The sequence below is a fragment of the Luteibacter sp. UNCMF331Sha3.1 genome, assembly GCF_900109915.1.
GTDB lineage: Bacteria > Pseudomonadota > Gammaproteobacteria > Xanthomonadales > Rhodanobacteraceae > Luteibacter.
The window spans coordinates 247,646-267,530 of the sequence record NZ_FOBU01000001.1 but is presented as its reverse complement, the minus strand read 5'-3'; the positions used below and the strand labels follow the sequence as shown (position 1 = coordinate 267,530).

Sequence of the window (19,885 nt, the reverse complement as noted above, 5' to 3'; positions counted from 1 at the left end):
GGGGTCACCTTGTGGGAGCTGGCTTGCCAGCGAACCCGCGGCAGCGGGCAAACTCGCCGCGATGCCCGGATATGGCGCGTCGATCGGCGTAACCTCCATCCCACGAGGAGGCCGGCCCGATGACATCCGATCACTACGACGTACTGATCATCGGTGCCGGACTCTCCGGCGTCGGCATGGCGTGCCGTCTCGCGCTCGCCTGCCCGGACAAGCGTGTCGCCCTCGTCGAGCGACGTCATGCGATGGGCGGGACGTGGGACCTGTTCCGTTATCCCGGCGTACGGTCCGACTCCGACATGTTCACCTTCGGCTTCGGGTTCCGTCCGTGGAACGAGCTCACGGTGCTGGCCGACGGCCCGTCGATCCGCCGGTACGTGATCGACACCGCGCGCGAGTTCGGCATCGACGCGAAGATCCGCTTCGGACTGCGCACCACGCACGCGTCCTGGTCGTCCGTGGAGCGTCGCTGGACACTTCGCGCCGAGGACGGGGCAGGAGCGACGCACACGCTGACCTGTGCATTTCTGATCGGCGCGACGGGTTACTACGACTACGATCGCGGGCACGTGCCGGCCTTCCCCGGACTGGCATCCTTCGCGGGTCGTTTCGTCCACCCCCAGCACTGGCCCGACGACCTCGACTGGCGCGGCAAGCGCGTGGTCGTGATCGGTAGCGGCGCGACCGCCGTCACGCTGGTGCCCGCGCTCGCCGCCGAGGCCGCGCACGTCACCATGGTGCAGCGCTCGCCCGGCTACGTGCTCGCCGTGCCGTCGCGCGACGCGATCTCCGAGACGTTGCTGCGCGTGTTGCCCAAGCGCATCGTCTATGCGCTGGCCCGGCGCAGGAACATTTTTCTCCAGCGCACGCTGTACAAGGCGGCGATGCGCTGGCCCGCGCGTGTGCGCTCCGTGCTGCTCGGTCGGGTGCGCAAGCGCCTTGGCGCATCGGGATCGATGGCCGACTTCACGCCGTCGTACGCCCCGTGGACGCAACGGATGTGCGTGCTCCCCGATGGCGATCTGTTCGACGCCATGGCCGCAGGCAAGGCGTCCATCGTAACCGGCGTGGTCGAGTCTTTCGATGCGGGCGGCGTGCGCCTCGCGTCCGGCGAGGCGATCGCGGCGGACATCGTCGTCAGCGCCACGGGCTTCGACCTCCAGGCGCTGGGCGGCATGACGATCGAGGTCGACGGCCGTCCGGTGCCCGCAGGACGTGCCTTGACGTACAAGGGTGTACTGCTCGACGGCGTGCCGAATTTCGCCGTCCTCTTCGGGTACATCAACGCCTCGTGGACGCTCAAGGTGGACCTGGCGGCGCAGTACGTCTGCCGACTGCTCATCGCGATGGAAGAGCAGGGCGCCACCATGGCGGTGCCGCGCGCGCCGCGGGACGAAGCGCTGGATGTCTGCATTCTCGATGCGTTGCGAGCAGGTTACGTCGAACGCGGGGAAGCAGCGATGCCGCGTCAGGGGAAGACCGGGCCATGGCGCGTCTCCCACAGCTACGAAAGGGACCGGCGCGTCCTGCTTCGCGAACCGATCGAGGATTCCGCGCTCCAGCTCTCGTAGCGACGCCGATGATCGCCGCGTGGCCCAAGGGCGGCACGCTCGCGCGCGAACGGATGCCCGCCACGCGTGGGGGCCGTGTCGTATCGCCCGGACTCTGTGACCGGTTCGTGGGTGACACGCCGCGCCGACTTGCTAAGCTGCCGGAAGACCCCCGGGGAGGATGGCCGATGCACCGCACGCTTTTCGCCACGATGCTGGCACTCGTATCCACGATGACGGTCGCCGGCGAGCGCATCGTCGTGCCGGATCCGCTGTCGCCGGAGCAGCGCGCCGACATCGAGCGCCGCCTCAACGACTGGCCCGATCTCGCCCGCTACGCCAGCGACAACGCCGCGCTGGCGCCTCCGGCAAAAGGAGAGAAGCGCGTCGTCTTCATGGGCGATTCGATCACGGACGGCTGGGGTCGCCCGGATGGCGAATTCTTCCCCGGGCATGCATACGTGAATCGTGGCATCAGCGGTCAGACCACGCCGCAGATGCTGCTGCGCTTCCGGCCCGACGTCGTCGCGCTCAAGGCGTCGGTGGTGGTGATTCTCGCGGGTACCAATGACATCGCGGGAAATACCGGGCCGGAGTCGCTCTCGACGATCGAAAACAACCTGACGTCGATGGCGGAACTCGCCAGGGCGAATGGCATCCGTGTCGTCCTGGCATCGCTTCTGCCCGTGCACGACGCCAGCAATCCCGAGCAGAGCAAGCAACGGCCGCCGGAAACGATCCGCGCGCTCAACGCGTGGACGCGCGACTACGCGCGCGCCCATCGCCTGGTATATCTCGACTACTACGCCGCGACCGTCGACGCGCAGGGCTCGCTGCGGCGGGAACTCAGCGACGATGGCCTGCATCCCAACGCCGCCGGGTATGCGGTGATGATGCCGCTGGCGCAGGCAGCGATCGACAAGGCGCTCGCGAGCGGCCGCTGACGCGCTGGCCGGCTTCGCTGGCTGTACGTTTACGACGGCGGAAGGAACCGCTTCGCGCGTTGTTCCAGCAGGGCAACGAGCGCGGGCTCCATGTAGTCGTAGTCGTCGGGAATATCGAGGCAGACGACGCGCTTTTTCTTCAGGTGCTGGCTGAAGTCCCGGCGCAACTTCGCCTCGTGGCGTCGCTCCATCGCTACGACGACATCGGCCCAGTCCAGATGCTCGGCCGACACCGGGACCTCGGCGTCGCGGTTCACTCCGGCCGAGTCGGTCTCGATACCCGGCCGGCCCGCAAAGACGTGTTCCGCCGTCGGGCTACGTAACCGGTTTCTGGCGCATAGAAAGAGGATGCGTTGCATGCGTGGGAGTCCGTCCTGGATCAGGTGGCGGGCAAGCGTGTCGTAAGGATAGTCGCTCCTTTGTCGGAACATTCCGATGTCTGGACACGGCGAATTCGTCGGCCACTTTAGGACGAAACCCTAAAGACGTTTGGGTTGGCGTTGCCTAGCATGTCGCTCGCGTGATGCCTTCGCGCGAGCGCCCGGTCAGCGCGAAGGCGCGTTCAACCGGGCGCTCACAGGACAACTCCCAACATGGAAATCACTCTGAAGCGCGCCTCCGCGGCGTCGCTCGCGGTCGCGTGCACGCTGGCGGTCTCGGCATGCACCACGGCGAATCCGCTCGTCACCCGCAGCCAGAAGCAGCACGAGGCGAAGGTCGCGGCCATTCCGAAATGCGCGCGTAAGCTCGGCACCCTTTCGGTGATCGAGCCGGAAGGCGACGTGCACTGGTGGACGCAGCAACAGCTGCCGTCGCCCACGAAACTCATCAAGGTGTTCGTCAGCAAGTCCGGATGCTTCACACTGCTCGATCGCGGCAAGGGCATGGGTGCGGCCATGCGCGAGCGCGAACTGGCCGCGGGCGGAGAGCTTCGTGGCGGCGCCAATGTCGGCAAGGGCCAGGTGAAGGCGGCGGACTACGTGCTCGTACCGGATCTCGTATCGAAGAACGCCGACGCGGGCGGCAGCGCGTTGGGTGCGCTCGCCGGAGGTCTGATCGGTGGCGGCGCGGGGCGTCTGGTGAGCGCCATCAACATCAGTTCGAAGACGGCCGACGTGACGTTGACCGTCACCGACGTCCGCTCGTCGGAACAGGTGGCCCTCACCGAGGGGCACGGCGAGAAGAACGACATCGGCTTCGGCGCGAAGGGTGTCTTCGAGGGCTCGCAGGGTGGCGTGGGCGGCGGCATCGGCGCGTACGCGAACACCACGATCGGCCAGGTGATCACCATGGCCTACCTCGATGCCTACACGAAGCTCGTGGACGAGATGGGCGGCATGCCCGGCAACGCATCGGCCGCCAACTCCCGGCAGTCGGGCACCGTGCGTGTCGCCACGCGCCTGTTCGCGACCTCGGCCATGAAGGGCAAGGCCGTGCGTTCCCTCGATCCGGGCATGACGGTCTACCCGACCGGCCAGAAGGCCGGCGTAATCTGGGAAGTCGAAGACGAACACGGCAACCGCGGCTGGCTGTCGTCGGAGCATTTCGACCTGGCGAAGTGACCGCGACGGGCGGGCCGCGTCACCGGCCCGCCCTCCGGCCGCCATCCGGCTGCCCGCCCAATCCGGATAGACTCAGCGGTCCCTCCGACAGGCGCAGCCCGCCACCGAGCCCATGAGCCGTACCACCGTCGCCACCGTTCACCTTGGTGCCTTGCGCCACAACCTTGCCCGCGTGCGTGCGCTGGCGGGCAGCGCGAAAGTCATGGCGGTGGTCAAGGCCGACGCTTATGGGCATGGCCTCGAACGGGTGGCGCGCGCGCTCGATGGCGATGCCGAGGCGTTCGCGGTGGCCGCCATCGCCGACGGCCTGCGTCTGCGCGCCGCGGGGCACCGGCAACGCATCGTGGTGCTTTCGGGCCCCGACACCGCGTCCGACATCGCGGAGATGCAGCGCCTTCGGCTGGAGGCACTGATCCATCACGACGCGCAGTTGCCGTGGCTCGCGAGGGCGGATCCGTCGCGCGGGCCCCTGCGCGTCTGGATCAAGGTCGACACCGGGATGCATCGCCTCGGCTTCGCGGCCGCTCGCGCCCGCGAGGTGCATGCGGCGCTGCTGGCCATGCCGGCCATCGATCCGGAGGTCGGTCTGATGACGCATTTCGCCTCGTCGGAAGAATTCGGCGGGCGCGAGACGGCACTGCAGATTCGTCGCTTCAGGGAAGGTACGGCAGGGCTCCCCGGGCCTCGCGCACTGTCCAATTCCGCCGCCGTGCTCGGCTGGCCCGATGCGCGCGGCGACTGGGTGCGCACGGGAGGGCTTCTCTACGGACTTTCGGTGGTCGAGGGCCGCACGGGCGCGGATTTCGGGTTCCGGCCGGTCATGACGCTCAACACCCGCCTGGTCGCCATCAACCGTCTCGCGAAGGGCGAGCGCGTCGGTTACAACGGCACGTACGAATGTCCCGAGGACATGGACGTGGGCGTCGCCGCGATCGGTTACGGTGACGGCTATCCGCGCAGCGCAGCGCCCGGCACGCCGGTGTTGGTGAACGGACGGCGCGCGAGTCTCGTCGGGCGCGTCTCGATGGACCTCATCACGATCGATCTGCGCGACGTCCCGGGCGCACGTCCGGGCGATCGCGTCACACTCTGGGGTGAGGGCCTTCCCGTCGAAACGGTGGCCACCGCCGCGGGTACGATCTCCTACGACCTGACGTGCGGCATGACCCGCCGCGTACTCTTCGTCGAGGACGAGGCCTGACGCCCCGTATCGTCTGCTGCGACGCCGTCGCGGTACAACATCGCATCACTTCACGGAATCACCGCCCCGATGGCCAAGGCCAAGACCGCTTACGTCTGCACGCAGTGCGGCGCCGAACACAGTAAATGGCAGGGCCAGTGCGTCGAATGCAACGAGTGGAACGTGCTCTCCGAATTCGTCGTGCAGCCCGCCAGGCCCAACGCCGTCGCTACCGGGACCCGCCGTGGCGGTTACGCGGGCGACGCCGCCGGCGCGCCGCGCATCACGCCGCTGACCGAGGTACTGCACACGGCCGAAGCGCGCACCAACACCGGCATCGGCGAGCTCGACCGCGTGCTGGGCGGCGGCCTCGTCGACGGCTCGGTGGTGCTGATCGGCGGCGATCCGGGCATCGGCAAGTCGACGCTGCTCCTGCAGATGCTGGGAACGCTGGGCACGAGCCTTCCGAGCCTTTACGTGACGGGCGAAGAATCGCTCGGCCAGGTCGCGGGGCGCGCGCAGCGCCTCGACCTGCCGCTCGGCCCGCTGCACGCGCTGGCGGAAACCTGCATCGAACGCATTCTCGAGCAGGCCGCCTCGGCGCGGCCGCGCGTGCTCGTCATCGATTCGATCCAGACGATCTGGACCGAAATGCTCACGGCGGCGCCGGGTTCGGTCAGTCAGGTACGCGAATCGGCGGCGAAGCTGACGCGATTCGCGAAAGAGACCGGCACATCGGTCTTCCTCGTGGGTCACGTCACGAAGGAGGGCGGCATCGCCGGCCCCCGCGTGCTGGAGCACATGGTCGACGCGGTGCTGTATTTCGAGGGCGAATCCGGGAGTCGCTTCCGCGTGCTTCGCGCCTTCAAGAACCGCTTCGGCGCCGTGAACGAGCTCGGCGTGTTCGCCATGTCGGAGAAGGGGCTTCGCGAGGTGCCGAATCCGTCGGCCATCTTCCTCTCCGCGCATGCCGGGCCCACGCCGGGCAGCGCCGTGATGGTCACGCGCGAAGGCACGCGCCCGCTGCTGGTCGAGGTGCAGGCACTGGTGGACCAGTCGTCGCTCGGCAATCCGCGCCGCGTGGTCCTGGGCCTCGAGCAGAATCGTCTCGCGATGCTGCTGGCGGTGCTGCACCGTCATGGCGGCGTCGCGGCCTACGATCAGGACGTGTTCGTCAACGTGGTCGGCGGCATTCGCGTGCAGGAAACGGCGTCGGACGTTCCCGTGCTGATGGCCGTGCTGTCGAGCCTGCGCGATCGTCCGTTGCCCGAAAAGACCATCGCGTTCGGGGAGGTCGGTCTGTCCGGCGAGATCCGGCCCGTGCCCAACGGCGAGGAGCGCCTGAAGGAGGCGGCGACCCATGGGTTCCGGCGCGCGGTGGTGCCCGCGGCGAACGCGCCCAGGCGCGGCCGCGTGGGCGACATGGAAGTCATCGGCGTGGAGCGGCTTTCGCAGGCGATCGACGCCAGTCGGGATTGACGCACGCGACGCGTGCGTGCAGGGAACCGGCGTCTCAGGCCGTGCGGTGCAGGATCAGCTCCAGCACGGCCTTGGTGCCGAAGAACGCCAGCAACAGGATGCCCATGCCCACGAGCGTGAGGTAGACGGCGCGAATGCCGCGCCAGCCATGGCGCCAGCGGCCCCAGAGCAGCACGCCGAACACGATCCAGGCGATGATCGACAGCACGGTCTTGTGCACGAGGTGCTGGCCGAAAAGATCGCCGACGAAGAGCGCGCCGGTGACCAGCGTGAGCGTGAGCAGCACGAAACCCGCCGCGATCAGCCGGAACAGCAGCACCTCGGTGAGCGTCAGCGGGGGCAGGGCGCGCAGCCAGTGCCCGAAGCGGCTCCGGCGCAGGGCACGCTCCTGGATCGCGAGCAGGATGGCCAGCGCCGCGGCGATCGACAGAATGCCGAACGCGAAGACGGCGATCGTCACGTGCAGCTCGATCTGCCAGGTCATCGTTTCGGGCGCGGTGCGTGGCGCGACGAACGCGTCGATGGCCACGAGCGCGGCCGAGAGCGGAAACACCAGGATGCCGAGCCCGGCCACGGGCCGCGACAGGTTCACCACCAGCGTGAGCGCCGAGGCGATCCATGCCACCAGCGAGAGCGCGGCGAAGAAGTGCAGGTCGAGCGTGCCGCGATGCGCGGTCAGCAACACGACGCCGTGCGCCAGCGCGGCGAGCGTCGCCAGCCCCATGCCGACGCGGGTCAGCGGCTGGCCGCCCGTGGCCAGCGGCCGGGCGAGGACGCCGGCGGCGGTGAGGTACAGGGCGACGGCGGCCGCGGTGAGCAGGGTGACGATCATGGACGCGGAGTGTGGCATAGCGGCCCGTCGGCCGTGAATGCGGCAGGTTGTACCCGAGGAATCCGGCTATAATCGCCAACTCACTGCATCACTTGCCGAATTCCTCATGTTCGAATCGCTCAGCCAACGCCTGTCCGACACCGTCAACCGCCTGCGCGGCCGAGGCCGGCTGACCGAGGAAAACATTCGCGAGACGCTGCGCGAAGTGCGTATCGCGCTGCTCGAGGCCGACGTCGCCCTGCCGGTGGTCAAGGCCCTCGTGGAGCGCGTGAAGGTCCGCGCGGTCGGTCAGGAAGTCCTCAAGAGCCTTTCGCCCGGTCAGGCGCTGGTGAAGGTCGTCTCCGACGAGCTGACGACGCTGATGGGCGCGGCCAACACCGAGCTCAACCTCGCCGCCCAGCCCCCCGCCATCGTGCTGATGGCCGGCCTGCAGGGTGCGGGCAAGACCACCACGGTCGCCAAGCTCGCCCGCTTCCTCAAGGAGCGCAAGAAGAAGCGCGTGATGGTGGTCAGCTGCGACGTCTACCGTCCGGCCGCCATCGAGCAGCTGCGCACGCTGGCATCGCAGGTCGAGGTGTCGTTCTTCCCGTCCGAAGCGGGGCAGAACCCCGTGGACATCGCGAAGGCCGCCGTGGCCGCGGCTCGCCGCGAGGTGATCGACGTGCTGCTGGTCGACACCGCGGGCCGCCTGCACGTCGACGAAGCGATGATGGACGAGATCAAGGCGCTGCACGGCGCCCTCGATCCGATCGAAACCCTGTTCGTCGTCGACTCGATGACGGGCCAGGACGCCGCCAATGTCGCGAAGGCGTTCTCCGACGCGCTGCCCCTCACCGGTGTCGTGCTCACGAAGACCGATGGCGACGCCCGCGGTGGCGCCGCCCTGTCGGTGCGTTACGTCACGGGCCGTCCGATCAAGTTCCTGGGTGCCGGCGAGAAGACCGACGCCCTCGAGCCGTTCCATCCGGATCGCGTGGCTCAGCGCATCCTGGGCATGGGCGACGTCCTGTCGCTGGTCGAGGAAGTCGAGCGCAAGGTCGATCAGGAAAAAGCGCAGAAGCTCGCCGAGAAGGTCATCAAGGGCAAGCGCTTCGATCTCAACGACATGCGCGACCAGCTCGAGCAGATGAGCAACATGGGCGGCCTCGCAGGCCTGATGGACAAGCTTCCGGGCATGTCGAGCATCCCCGACAGCGTCAAATCCAAGGTCAACGACAACGAGCTGAAGCGCATGGTCGCCATCATCGGCTCGATGACGAAGAAGGAGCGCCGGCATCCGGATCTCCTCAACGGCTCCCGCAAGGCCCGCGTGGCGCGGGGTTCGGGCACCCAGCCGGCGGATGTCAATCGCCTGCTGAAGCAGTTCATGCAGATGGAAAAGATGATGTCCAAGCTGTCCAAGGGCGGCAGCAAGGGTCTTCTTCGCCAGATGCGCGGCGCCATGAAGGGCATGGGTGGCATGGGCGGGATGATGCCGCCGCGCTGACGCGCCGCCTGATCACGGAAGGGGCTGAACCCCTTCCATTTTTCGAAACTTTCGCTAAAATGTCCGGCTTTACCGCGCCCGCTTCTCGCGCGCGCCTTGCCGGTCTACGGCATTCTGGAGCTCGTAACTTATGGTCAAGATTCGTCTTTCGCGCGGTGGCGCCAAGGGCCGTCCGTTTTATCACGTCGTCGTTACCGACCAGCGCAGCCCGCGCGACGGTCGTAACATCGAGCGTGTCGGCTACTACAACCCGGTCGCTTCGGGTGCCGACAAGCGCCTCGAGCTCGACGTCGCCAAGGTCCAGGCCTGGGTGGCCAAGGGCGCACAGCTGACCGACAAGGTCCGTGCTCTCGTGAAGGAAGCCGGCAAGCTGGCTGCTTGATGTCGACGGGGTCCGGTAAGCGCGTCCGTGTCGGACGCATTGTCGGGCTCCATGGCGTGCAGGGTCAGGTCAAGCTCGAGAGCTGGACCGAGCCCCGCATCCAGATCTTCCGCTACCAGCCCTGGCTGCTCACCGCGCCGGGTATGGAGCAGGAAATGAACGGAGTCCGAGGGCGCGCGCAGGGCAAAGGCATCGTCGCCACCCTGCCGGGCATCGAGGATCGCGACCAGGCGGCCGCACTGATCGGCTGCGAGATCACGGTCTCGCGCGATGTGCTGCCGCCGCCGTCGCCCGGTGAGTTCTACTGGACGGATCTCGAGGGTCTCGAGGTCGTGACCAGCGAAGATACGCATCTGGGACGGGTAAGCCATCTGTTCGCCACGGGCGCCAACGACGTCATGGTGGTCAAGGATGGTGAAAGGGAGCGTCTGATTCCGTTCGTCCAGGGCCCTTACGTGCATTCGGTCGATATCGACGCCGGGCGCATCGTGGTGGACTGGGACCCCGAGTTCTGAGCGGCGAAACCTGACGGTCATGCGTATCGACGTGATTTCGCTGTTTCCCGATTTCGTACGCCAGTCGGCCGGAATCGGGGTGATCGGACGGGCGCAGCAGCGCGAACTGTTACAGGTGGAAGCCTGGAACCCTCGCGACTACGCCACCGATAACTATCGCACCGTGGACGGCCGGCCTTTCGGGGGCGGACCGGGCATGGTGATGCTGGTCGAGCCATTGCGAGCCACGCTCGCGGCGGTTCGCGAGGCGGCACCGGAGCCGGTGCATGTGATTTACCTCAGCCCGCAAGGTGCGCGGCTGACGCAGAAACGGGTGGAAGCGCTGGCGAAAATGCCGCGAATCGCCCTGATCTGTGGACGTTACGAGGGTGTGGACGAACGCCTGATCGAGCACGAGGTCGACGAAGAGCTTTCAATCGGCGATTATGTGCTGTCTGGTGGAGAGCTCGGCGCAGCGGTGGTTATCGATGCGGTGGGTCGTCTGCAGGAAGGCGCGTTGAACGACGTGCAATCCGCCCAGCAGGACTCCTTCTCGGATGGTCTGCTGGATTGCCCGCATTACACCCGCCCCGTGCATCACGATGTCTGGGGCGGCGTGCCGGAGGTCCTGCTTTCCGGCGATCACGCGGCCATTCGCCGCTGGCGTCGCAAGCAGTCGCTGGGTCGTACCTGGCTACGCCGGCCGGATCTGCTAACGCAGCGTGCTCTCGACGACGAGTCGAGGTCATTGCTGGATGAATTCCGCCGTGAATTTACGCGGCTAAACGGTGCGGCCGGTAACGACCGCCGTAATGAAAATTGACAGGTGCGCCATGAACAAACTCCTCCAACAGTTCGAAGCCGAGCAGATCACCCGCCAGCTGCCGGATTTCGGTCCTGGCGACACCGTGATCGTCAACGTCAAGGTGAAAGAAGGTAACCGCGAGCGCGTCCAGGCGTTCGAAGGTATCGTCATCGCCAAGCGCAGCCGCGGCCTCCATTCCGCCTTCACCGTGCGCAAGATCTCGCACGGCACGGGCGTCGAGCGCGTCTTCCAGTCGCACAGCCGTGCGATCGATTCGGTCGAAGTGAAGCGCAAGGGCAAGGTCCGCGGCGCGAAGCTGTACTACCTGCGTGGTCTGGAAGGCAAGGCCGCCCGCATCAAGGAAGACGTGGCCGCCGCTGCTGCCGCCAAGGCCGCCAAGAAGGCTGCCGCCGCCGCCGAGTAATCGGCTGCCGCAAGGCGTACGAAAAAGCCCGCGAGCGATCGCGGGCTTTTTTTGTGGCTTCCTGTCGGAGCCGCTACGGCGGCGAGCTCTTGTGCAAGTACCCATCGCCAGCAGGCTGGCTCCCACCGCAAGGCGCCGGGTCCTCTCGTTCGAAGATCCCGCGACAGCGCCCTCAGACCGGCATGTATTCCTCGGCCAGCACCTTCGCGGGTTCCTGCAGGAAGTTGCCCTGGATGAAATCGACGCCGGCGGCGAACAGCAGCGACGTGCTCACGGCGTCCTCGACCCATTCCGCCACCGTCTGCTTCCCGGAGGCGTGGCCTTCCTTGCAGATCTCCGCGATCTTCTTCTGGTTCTCGGGGTGCTGCGGCAGGTCGGTCATGAAGCTACGGTCGATCTTCAGGAAATCGGCCTCGACGTGGTTCAGCATCTGGAACGAATTCAGGCCGGAGCCGAACTGCTCGATGGCGAAACCGCCGCCGGCCTTGCGCCAGCCCGCGACGAACTCCTGCGTCGGGCGCAGGCTGGTGAGGACCTTGGATTCCGGCATCTCGATCACGAGCTTGCTGCGGCGCAGTTTCGCCGACTCCAGCCGGCGCACGAGCCATGGCAGCAGGTCCGGGTCTTCCAGCGACTGCAGCGTCATCTTCACGAAGTAGGTCGTCGTCAGCCCATCGTTCTCGCGGTGGGCGAGGGCGTCGATCGCATGCCCGAGCACCCAGCGGTCGATCGCGGGAAGCAGGCCGTTGCGCTCGGCGACCGGGAAGAAGTACGAGGGCAGCACGTCACCCTTCGGGCCGCGCATGCGCACGAGGATCTCGTAGAACTCGCCGGCGGCGTCCTGCAGGCTGATGATCTGCTGGTGGTAGAGGCGCAGGCCGTCCTGCGCGAGTGCCTCGCGGACCAGGTCGAGCCAGTACTGCTCCCGCTCGGCGTCCGCCTTTTCGCGCGCACTGGGATCGTGCAGCTCGACGCGGTTGCCGCCCTGGTTCTGCGCGGCGCGCAGACAGGCGCTTGCCTGGTCGAGGACGGTTTCGGTGTTCGCGTTCTTCTCGGCGAGCAGCGTGCCGCCGATCGTGATCGTGACGGTCAGCGAGCGCGACCCGGCGTCGAAGATCGTTTCGGCGATCGTCGTGCGCAGGCGCTCGGTGAGCGCCGCGTGCTCGAGGTCGCCGCGCGGCGCCAGGATCAGGCCCAGCGTGTGGTCGCCGAGCACGCCCGCGATGTCTTCTTCCGGATCGATCGACTCGGCGATCTTGGCGGCGATGGCGGCCAGCAGGTGGTCGGCGTTGCCGATGCCCGCGCTGGCGACCAGATCCTTCCAGTTGTCGGGCTCGAGCAGCAGCACCGCCTGGCCGGAGCGACCGGCGGCAGCGGAGGCCACGGCTTCGTCGATGCATTCGAGCGTGCGCGACCGGTTGTAGAGGCCGGTCACCGGGTCCCGCTGCAGCTGGGCGACCAGCGCGGCGTCGACGGTCTGCTGCCGGAAGACGATCTGCAGGCACGCCTCGCCTTCGAAGGTGGCGTGGGCGAACTCGACCGACGCCTTGAACGTGCTGCCGTCGTCGCGACGGGCCAGCAGTTCCATCGGGGGCGGAATCCGGTCGCCCTTCGATAGGCCGCGCAGCGTGTTCTTGAAGTCGTCGGCGTGCGTGCCCGCCACGAGATCGAGGATGGGCAGCCCGATGATGTCGTCGAATTCCATGAAGCCGAAGGCTTCGAGGTAGGCCTGGTTCACGCGCACGTGCATGCCTTCGTGCACGTAGGCGATGGCGTCGCGCGACGAGTCGAGCAGGGCGTCGCAACGACGCTCCGTCTCGCGCAGCGACGTTTCCAGACGACGGACCTGCCGGCGCGTGGAGAGGGCTTCGAACTCGCGCTGGACCACGGCCAGCACCTGATCCGAGCGCTTGCGCAGCGCGACGCCGCGCGTGCCGCTGGCGAAGAGGTCGGCGATCGCGTCGTCGTCGAGACTGTCGACCACGGCGATCATGGCGAGGTCGCGGCCGCTGGCATCGAGCTGGCGCATGACGGCGGCCGTATCGATACCGGCTACCGAAGGGTTCATGAGGACGAGGTCGGGAACGGCGTCGTCGAGCGCGACCTGGATGTCGTCGGGCGTGGTCGCCCGGGCCGGGCGGACGGCGATGCCGCCATTGCGCAGAACATTGATCAAGAGCTCGGCGTCTTCCACCGAGTTCTCGATGAACAGGATCCTGATGACGTTGTCGTGTTTCATGCCGTTCCGAATTGCCGCTTGCTCATCCCGCGAACCGGCTCGCCGGCCCGCTCCCCCCACAGCGCGGTCCGGTCGGATCATGCTGACCGGATGCCCACCATACTAACGCGCGAAATCGGCAATAGGGCGCTTCGACGGATCGCCGGGCAATTCGCGCACCAGTTTCGGAACGAGGTAGCCCGGGAGGCGGGCACGCAGGGCCTCGACCAGCCACAGCGCGCGGTCGTCGTCGATCTCGAAATGCGCGGCGCCCTGCACCCGGTCCAGCTGGTGCAGGTAGTACGGAAGCACGCCGGCGGCGAAGGAGCGCTCGCACAGCGCGGCCAGCGCCGTCACGTCGTCGTTCACGCCGCGAAGGAGGACCGACTGGTTGAGGAGGGTGGCGCCCGCGTCGCGCAGTCGGGTGCAGGCGGCATCCACTGAGGCATCGAATTCGTTGGCATGGTTCGCATGCAGCACGACGACCTTCTGCAGCGGCAGGGCGGCGAGCCAGGCGACGAGCGCTTCGTCCACGCGCTCGGGGAGCACGATGGGCAGGCGGGTGTGGATCCGCAGGCGGATCACGTGCGGCATGTCGGCGAGCGAGCGCGTGAGCTCTTCCAGCTTGTGGGTGGCCAGCGAGAGGGGGTCGCCGCCGGACAGGATCAGCTCGCGGATCGAGGTATCGCCCCGCACGTGCGCGAGGGCCTCGCGCCACTGCGCCGCGGCGGCGATTTCCTCGCCGTAGGGAAAGTGGCGGCGGAAGCAGTAGCGGCAGTTCACCGCGCAGCTGCCGCTGGCGATCAGGAGGGCCCGGCCATCGTATTTGTGCAGCACGCCGTGGCCGGCCCGGGACGCCATGTCGCCGACGGCGTCTACCGAGAACCCCGGGGCGACGTCGTGTTCGGCGCGGCGAGGCAGGACCTGAAGCAGCAGGGGGTCGGTCGCGTCGCCCCGGCGCATCCGCGCCACGAAGCCGCGCGGCACCCGCAGTGGGAAGCCGGCGTCGTCGGGCGGCAGGAGGTCCGCGCGGCCGGCGAGCCCCACGGCGTCCAGCAGGCTTTCGGCGTCGGTGATGGATTCCCGCCACAGCTCGCGCCAGTCCCGAATGGGCGGCGATAGGCGGGACGTGGGGCTTGCGGTTATCATTGGCGGCCTTGGATCGGGCATTGAAGGCCCGTGACGACATCATTTTAGCTGCCCGTCGGGGCGGATTTAACTCTGGAGCAGAAAGCGCATGGCGACCCTTGGCCTCAATGACGTCAAAACGGGCAAGAAGATCCTTCACAACGGCGATCCCTGGGTCATCACCGAAGCCGAATTCGTCAAGCCGGGCAAGGGCCAGGCCTTCACGCGCATTCGCGTGCGCAACCTGAAGGACGGCCGCACGACGGAGCTCACGCTGAAGTCGAGCGATTCGTACGAAGAGGCCAACGCCGTCGACACCGACGCCAGCTTCTCGTACATCGAGGGCACGGGCGACGACCGCGAGTGGGTCTTCATGCATTCCGAGACGTTCGAGCAGTACCGCGCCAACCTGGCCGCCATGGGCGACACCTGGAAGTGGCTCAAGGGCGACGAGCTCTGCCAGATCACGCTCTTCAACGAGACCCAGATCATCGCCGTGCAGGCGCCGAAGTTCGTCGAGCTGAAGATCGTCGAGACGGATCCGGGCGTTCGTGGCGACACCTCGGGTGGCGGCGGCAAGCCGGCCACGCTCGAGACCGGTGCCGTCGTACGCGTGCCGCTCTTCGTCAACCAGGACGAAGTGATCAAGGTCGATACCCGCACCGGCGAGTACGACAGCCGCGTCAAGTAAGATCTCAGGCGTTCTGATGTCAGGAGCGGCACGGCAGCCCAAGGCGCCGTGCCGTTCTTGTATGAGGCTCCCGCTACCCCACCGAGGCCCCCATGAGCGAAAGCCCCGTTCCGATCGATCTCCTCGTCGAAGCCCGCTGGGTCGTTCCCGTCGAGCCGCATGCCGTCGTGCTGGACGACCATGCCGTGGCCGTGCAGGACGGCCAGATCGTCGCCGTGCTCCCGATCGCCGACGCGCAGGCCGCTTATGCGCCGCGCGAGCGCGTGACGCTGCCCGAGCACGCCGTCATCCCGGGCCTGATCAACGCCCATACGCATAACCCGATGACGCTGCTGCGCGGCCTCGCGGACGACCTGCCGCTGATGACCTGGCTGCAGGAGCACATCTGGCCGGCCGAAGGCCGCGTCATGGGGCCCGACTTCATCCGCGACGGCGTCGAGCTGGCGGTCGCCGAGATGATCCGCGGCGGCACCACCTGCGCCAACGAAAACTACTTCTTCCCCGACGTCATCGCGGCGACGTACCGCACGATGGGCTTCCGCGCCGTGATCGGCCTGCCGGTGATCGATTTCCCGACGGCCTGGGCGCAGACGTCCGACGAGTACTTCAGCCGCGCGCTCGAGGTGCACGCGTCGCTGCGCGGCGAGCCGCTGCTCACGACCGCGTTCGTGCCGCACGCGCCGTACACCGTGTCGGACGACAATTTCGTGCGCATCCGCGATCTCGCCGCGGAGCTCGACATCCCCATCCACCTGCACACGCACGAGACGGCGCACGAGGTGGAGGAGGGCGTGGCGAAGGACGGGGTGCGCCCGTTCGAGCGCCTGCAGAAGCTCGGCCTGGTCACCGATCGCCTCGTGGCGGTGCACATGACCCAGCTGACCGACGACGAGATCGCGGCATGCGCCGCGGCCGGCGCGTCGGTGGTGCATTGCCCGGAATCGAACCTCAAGCTGGCATCGGGGTTCTGCCCGGCGGAGAAGCTGCGCGCCGCGGGTGTGAACGTCTGCATCGGCACCGACGGCTGCGCGTCCAATAACGACCTCGACATGTTCGGCGAGATGCGCACCGCGGCGCTGCTGGCGAAGGCGGTCGCGGGTGACGCCGCCGCGTTCGACGCGGCCTATGCGCTGCGCGCCGCCACGTTGAACGGCGCTAAGGCGATTGGCCTGGGCGACCGCATCGGCTCGATCGAGACGGGCAAGCGCGCCGACCTCGTCGCCGTGCGCCTCGACGCGCTGGAAACGCAGCCGCTCTATCACGTGGCCTCGCAGCTCGTGTACGCCACGGGACGCCACCAGGTCAGCGACGTGTGGATCGACGGCGCGCGCAAGCTCGCCGCGGGCGAACTGGTCGGCATCGACACCGCCGCTATCCGCGCCAAAGCACGCGCCTGGCGCGAGCGCATTTCCGAGAACAAGGGCTGAATCATGCAGAACGCCAACGTCAGCGCGGAAGAGATCGCGCGTTTCGAGAAGCTCGCCGCCCGCTGGTGGGATCCCGACGGCGAGTCCCGTCCGCTGCACGACCTCAATCCCGTACGTGCCGCGTACGTCGCGGGTCGCGTCGACCTGCGCGGCGCGAAGGTGGCCGACATCGGCTGCGGCGGCGGCCTGCTGAGCGAAGCCCTCGCGCGTGCCGGCGCCAGCGTCACCGCCATCGACCTGGGTGAAAAACTCATCCAGATCGCGAAACTCCACCTGTTCGAATCGAACCTGCAGGTCGATTACCGCGTGCAGTCGTCGACGGAACTCGCAGAGGCCGAGCCGGCTTCGTTCGACGCTGTCTGCTGCATGGAGATGATCGAGCACGTGCCCGATCCGGTCGCGATCGTGCGCGACCTCGCGGCGATGGTGAAGCCGGGCGGCCAGGTGTTCCTGTCCACGCTCAACCGGACGCCCGCGGCGTTCGGCGCGGCGATCGTGGGCGCGGAGTACCTCATGCGCCTGCTGCCGCGCGGCACGCATCACTACGCGCAGTTCCTGAAACCGTCGGAGGTCGCCGCGATGCTGCGCCGCTTCGACCTGGAGCTCGAAGACATCCAGGGCCTCGCGTACAACCCGCTCACGCGCAACGCGAGCCTGTCGCGGCATACGGCGGTGAACTACGTGCTCGCGGCGAGGAAAGCGGGATGAACGCGCTGCCGTTTCGACCCGAGGGCGTGTTCTTCGACCTCGACGGCACGCTGATCGACAGCGCGCGCGACCTCTACGCCGCGCTGGTCGTCGTGTGCAGGGAGCAGGGTGTCGACGCGCCGCCGTTCGATCGCGTGCGCGAGGTCGTCTCGCGCGGCTCGCGCGCCATGCTCGGCGTGGCGTTCCCCTCGGCGGACGAGGCGGGCATCCTGGCGCTCGTGCCGCGATTCCTCGCGGTCTACGAAGCCGACATGGCGAGCCATACCGCCGGTTTCGCCGGCATCGACGCGATGCTCGTCGCGATCGGGGCGGCGGACATGCGCTGGGGCATCGTCACGAACAAGCCGGGGTTCCTCACGGACGCGCTGCTACCGAAGGCCATGCCGCACTGGAAACCGGCCGCGGTGGTTTCGGGCGACACGCTGCCGATGCGCAAACCCGATCCCGCCCCCGTGCTGCATGCCTGCGCGGTCGCCGGCTGCGATCCCGCCCGCTCGGTGTTCGTGGGCGACGACCGGCGCGACGTGCTCGCCGGCAACGCCGCGGGCCTGTTCACCGTGGCGGTGCGCTGGGGTTACCTCGATGGCGGCGATCCCGACGCCTGGGGTGCCGATGCGGTGGTCGACGACGTCGACGCGCTCGGCGCGCTGCTCGGCCTGAAGGAGGTCGCGGCGTGAGCGACGGCGCGATCCAGAACTTCGTGGACAAATGGCTCGCCGTGCAGCCGCAGCAGCGCATCGCGCTGGGCTTCGTCGACGAGACCTCTCGTGACGAACGGGTCGCGCTGGCGGCGCTGGAGCAGGAACTGATCTCCGCGGCGTACGGGATCCGCGAGCCGCAGGTGGCCGCGGCGAAGCTGCAATGGTGGGCCGAAGAGCTTGCCGGCGCGGCCGCCAGCGGTGGCCGGCACCCGCTCACCAAGCTGCTTTTCGCCAGCCCGCGCGCGAAGGAGATACCGGCCGGTCTGTGGCTCGCCCCCGTGCTCGCGGCGATGGCGCAGCTGGAGCAGGGCACCTCGTCGGACTTCGCCGCGCAGGTCACCGCCGCGCGCGGGCTGCACGGCGCGCTGGCCGCGCTCGAGACCGCCTGGTGGTTCGGGCCGGCGGCGCCGGCGGAATCCGCGTCGCGTATCGCCGCCCTGTCACACCTCGTGTTCGCGCTGTCCCGTCTCGAACTCGACGCCGAGCGCGAGCGGCTGCCGCTGCCCATGTCGCGGCTTGCCCGGCATGGACTCTCGCGTGGCCACCTCAAGGACGACACGCCGGCCCGTCGCGAGGCGCTGCGGGCGCAGCTCGGCGAGCTCGCGACGGCACTGCGCGAGGCGCTGGCGCTCGGCGAGCCCCTCAGCACATTCCGCGGCATGGAAGGGCGTACGGCGCTGTCGACGGCGCGGGCGGCCGCGCGCGCGAGCGAACCCTTCGCCGAGCTGCACCGGCGCCAGTCGCGCACCGGCCCCGCCACGGCCATCCGCGCGTGGCTCGCCGCACGGCACGCGGGGCGTTTCACCTGAACGGATCGTTTCCCGCGACGGCCCATTGAGGCCCTCGCCCGGAACCCCATCTGATTCTCAGTAAGCCGCAAGACGGCTCGGCCCAGGATCCTCCCCATGTATATCCACGATTCCCCCACCCGCCTGTTGCCCGATGTGGCGTCGCAGGAACACGCACTGGCCATCGGCACGCTCGACTGGGTCGGCATGGATGGCATGGAAATGCCGGTGGCGTTCGATGCCGGCGACGGCGATGTGCGCTCCACGGGCGCCCGGGTGGGCGCCTTCGTCAATCTCACGAAACCGGAAGCCCGCGGCATCCACATGTCGCGCCTCTACCTGCTGGTCTCGGACGCGCTGTCGGCCGGTCCGTTGACGGTGGGCGGCATCCGCGATCTGCTGGCGTCGTTCCTTAGTTCGCACGATGGCCTGTCGGACCACGCGCGCATTACGATCGGCTTCGAGCATCTCGTGCGACGCCGTTCGCTGCGCAGCGACAACAGCGGCTGGCGCGCGTACCCGATCACCATCGACGCCACGCTCAGCGGCACGGACTTCTGCGTGCAGATCACCACCGACGTGGTCTATTCGTCGACCTGTCCGGCGTCGGCGGCGCTGTCGCGCCAGCTGATCCAGGACAACTTCGCGAAGACGTTCACGGCCGACCAGCCGCTCGATCGCGACACGATCCTCGCCTGGCTGGGCACGGAGAAGGGCATCGTCGCCACGCCGCACGCGCAGCGCAGCACCGCCACGATCCGGGTCAAGCCGATGGGCGAGGGTGTGTTCAACCTGATCGGCATGATCGACAACGTGGAAGGCGCACTCGGCACGCCCGTGCAGACCGCGGTCAAGCGCGCGGACGAGCAGGCCTTCGCCCTGGCGAACGGCCAGAACCTGATGTTCTGCGAAGACGCCGCGCGTCGTATCCAGAAGGCGCTGTCGGACGATGCGACGATCGCGGATTTCCATCTGCGCGTCGCCCATCACGAAAGCCTGCATCCGCACGACGCGGTGGCGTTCGCTTCGAAAGTGCAGCGCTAGAAGATACGTTCCGGCGGCACCCATCGCCAGCAGGCTGGCTCCCAC

General features: G+C 68.0%; 20 protein-coding genes. 16 read left to right on the top strand and 4 right to left on the bottom strand.

Annotated elements, in window-relative coordinates:
- Positions 1-119 precede the first annotated feature (119 nt).
- Both BMX32_RS01110 and BMX32_RS01105 read left to right on the top strand, forming a co-directional pair.
- Positions 120-1,568, top strand: coding sequence for a flavin-containing monooxygenase (locus BMX32_RS01110; protein WP_089973986.1), 1,449 nt, complete (start codon positions 120-122; stop codon positions 1,566-1,568).
- Positions 1,569-1,735: 167 nt separating this feature from the next.
- The gene (locus tag BMX32_RS01105) at positions 1,736-2,491 is read left to right on the top strand and encodes an SGNH/GDSL hydrolase family protein (RefSeq protein ID WP_089973985.1); all 756 of its coding nucleotides are present in this window, start codon (positions 1,736-1,738) and stop codon (positions 2,489-2,491) included.
- Positions 2,492-2,520: 29 nt separating this feature from the next.
- Here BMX32_RS01105 and BMX32_RS01100 read toward each other — a convergent pair whose 3' ends face one another.
- Entirely contained in the window at positions 2,521-2,850 is a 330-nt protein-coding gene (locus tag BMX32_RS01100) for a low molecular weight protein tyrosine phosphatase family protein (protein WP_089976786.1), read from the bottom strand.
- A 234-nt stretch (positions 2,851-3,084) separates the two neighbouring features.
- On the opposite strand from BMX32_RS01100, the gene BMX32_RS01095 reads away from it, so the two are divergent.
- The 3 genes from BMX32_RS01095 (at position 3,085) to radA (ending at position 6,712) form a co-directional block, all read left to right on the top strand.
- Entirely contained in the window at positions 3,085-4,053 is a 969-nt protein-coding gene (locus tag BMX32_RS01095) for a CsgG/HfaB family protein (RefSeq protein ID WP_089973984.1), read from the top strand.
- Between the two features lie 112 nt (positions 4,054-4,165).
- Complete coding sequence (alr, locus tag BMX32_RS01090) at positions 4,166-5,254, top strand: alanine racemase (RefSeq protein WP_089973983.1); 1,089 nt, start codon at positions 4,166-4,168, stop codon at positions 5,252-5,254.
- Between the two features lie 69 nt (positions 5,255-5,323).
- Positions 5,324-6,712: a DNA repair protein RadA gene (radA, locus tag BMX32_RS01085; RefSeq protein ID WP_089973982.1), complete on the top strand. Its 1,389-nt coding sequence runs from the start codon at positions 5,324-5,326 to the stop codon at positions 6,710-6,712.
- A 34-nt stretch (positions 6,713-6,746) separates the two neighbouring features.
- Here radA and ccsA read toward each other — a convergent pair whose 3' ends face one another.
- Complete coding sequence (gene ccsA / locus BMX32_RS01080) at positions 6,747-7,544, bottom strand: cytochrome C assembly family protein (protein ID WP_089976783.1); 798 nt, start codon at positions 7,542-7,544, stop codon at positions 6,747-6,749.
- Between the two features lie 106 nt (positions 7,545-7,650).
- Between ccsA and ffh the strand changes: the two genes are divergently transcribed.
- The 5 genes from ffh to rplS all read left to right on the top strand — a co-directional run bounded on the left by ffh (position 7,651) and on the right by rplS (position 11,135).
- Complete coding sequence (gene ffh / locus BMX32_RS01075; RefSeq protein ID WP_089973981.1) at positions 7,651-9,030, top strand: signal recognition particle protein; 1,380 nt, start codon at positions 7,651-7,653, stop codon at positions 9,028-9,030.
- A gap of 130 nt (positions 9,031-9,160) precedes the next feature.
- A complete protein-coding gene (gene rpsP, locus BMX32_RS01070) occupies positions 9,161-9,412 on the top strand; it encodes a 30S ribosomal protein S16 (protein WP_029213716.1) in 252 nt (83 codons plus the stop codon).
- Positions 9,412-9,927, top strand: a complete 516-nt coding sequence (gene rimM / locus BMX32_RS01065; RefSeq protein WP_089973980.1) for a ribosome maturation factor RimM — start codon at positions 9,412-9,414, stop codon at positions 9,925-9,927. The genes rpsP and rimM overlap by 1 nt, the downstream gene beginning before the upstream one ends.
- A 19-nt stretch (positions 9,928-9,946) precedes the next feature.
- Positions 9,947-10,729 (top strand): tRNA (guanosine(37)-N1)-methyltransferase TrmD, encoded by a 783-nt coding sequence (trmD, locus tag BMX32_RS01060; protein ID WP_029213714.1) that lies wholly within the window; start codon positions 9,947-9,949, stop codon positions 10,727-10,729.
- 10 nt (positions 10,730-10,739) lie between these two features.
- Positions 10,740-11,135, top strand: a complete 396-nt coding sequence (gene rplS / locus BMX32_RS01055; RefSeq protein WP_029213713.1) for a 50S ribosomal protein L19 — start codon at positions 10,740-10,742, stop codon at positions 11,133-11,135.
- Positions 11,136-11,307: 172 nt separating this feature from the next.
- Here rplS and BMX32_RS01050 read toward each other — a convergent pair whose 3' ends face one another.
- Both BMX32_RS01050 and epmB read right to left on the bottom strand, forming a co-directional pair.
- Positions 11,308-13,374, bottom strand: coding sequence for a GGDEF/EAL domain-containing response regulator (locus tag BMX32_RS01050; protein WP_089973979.1), 2,067 nt, complete (start codon positions 13,372-13,374; stop codon positions 11,308-11,310).
- 102 nt (positions 13,375-13,476) lie between these two features.
- Positions 13,477-14,502 (bottom strand): EF-P beta-lysylation protein EpmB, encoded by a 1,026-nt coding sequence (epmB, locus tag BMX32_RS01045; RefSeq protein WP_089973978.1) that lies wholly within the window; start codon positions 14,500-14,502, stop codon positions 13,477-13,479.
- An 88-nt stretch (positions 14,503-14,590) separates the two neighbouring features.
- Here epmB and efp point away from each other — a divergent pair, with 88 nt between their 5' ends.
- The 6 genes from efp to folE2 all read left to right on the top strand — a co-directional run bounded on the left by efp (position 14,591) and on the right by folE2 (position 19,840).
- Positions 14,591-15,172 carry an elongation factor P gene (gene efp / locus BMX32_RS01040; protein WP_029213710.1) on the top strand — a complete coding sequence of 194 codons (582 nt, stop codon included), beginning with the start codon at positions 14,591-14,593 and terminating at the stop codon, positions 15,170-15,172.
- A gap of 92 nt (positions 15,173-15,264) precedes the next feature.
- On the top strand, positions 15,265-16,599 hold the full coding sequence (locus BMX32_RS01035) for a TRZ/ATZ family hydrolase (RefSeq protein WP_029213709.1): 1,335 nt from the start codon (positions 15,265-15,267) through the stop codon (positions 16,597-16,599).
- A 3-nt stretch (positions 16,600-16,602) separates the two neighbouring features.
- Positions 16,603-17,307, top strand: coding sequence for a bifunctional 2-polyprenyl-6-hydroxyphenol methylase/3-demethylubiquinol 3-O-methyltransferase UbiG (gene ubiG, locus BMX32_RS01030; RefSeq protein ID WP_029213708.1), 705 nt, complete (start codon positions 16,603-16,605; stop codon positions 17,305-17,307).
- Entirely contained in the window at positions 17,304-17,984 is a 681-nt protein-coding gene (locus BMX32_RS01025; protein WP_089973977.1) for an HAD-IA family hydrolase, read from the top strand. The genes ubiG and BMX32_RS01025 overlap by 4 nt, the downstream gene beginning before the upstream one ends.
- On the top strand, positions 17,981-18,817 hold the full coding sequence (locus tag BMX32_RS01020; protein ID WP_029213706.1) for a squalene/phytoene synthase family protein: 837 nt from the start codon (positions 17,981-17,983) through the stop codon (positions 18,815-18,817). Before BMX32_RS01025 ends, BMX32_RS01020 begins: the two co-directional genes overlap by 4 nt.
- A 96-nt stretch (positions 18,818-18,913) precedes the next feature.
- The gene (gene folE2, locus BMX32_RS01015; protein WP_089973976.1) at positions 18,914-19,840 is read left to right on the top strand and encodes a GTP cyclohydrolase FolE2; all 927 of its coding nucleotides are present in this window, start codon (positions 18,914-18,916) and stop codon (positions 19,838-19,840) included.
- The last annotated feature ends 45 nt before the right edge of the window (positions 19,841-19,885 follow it).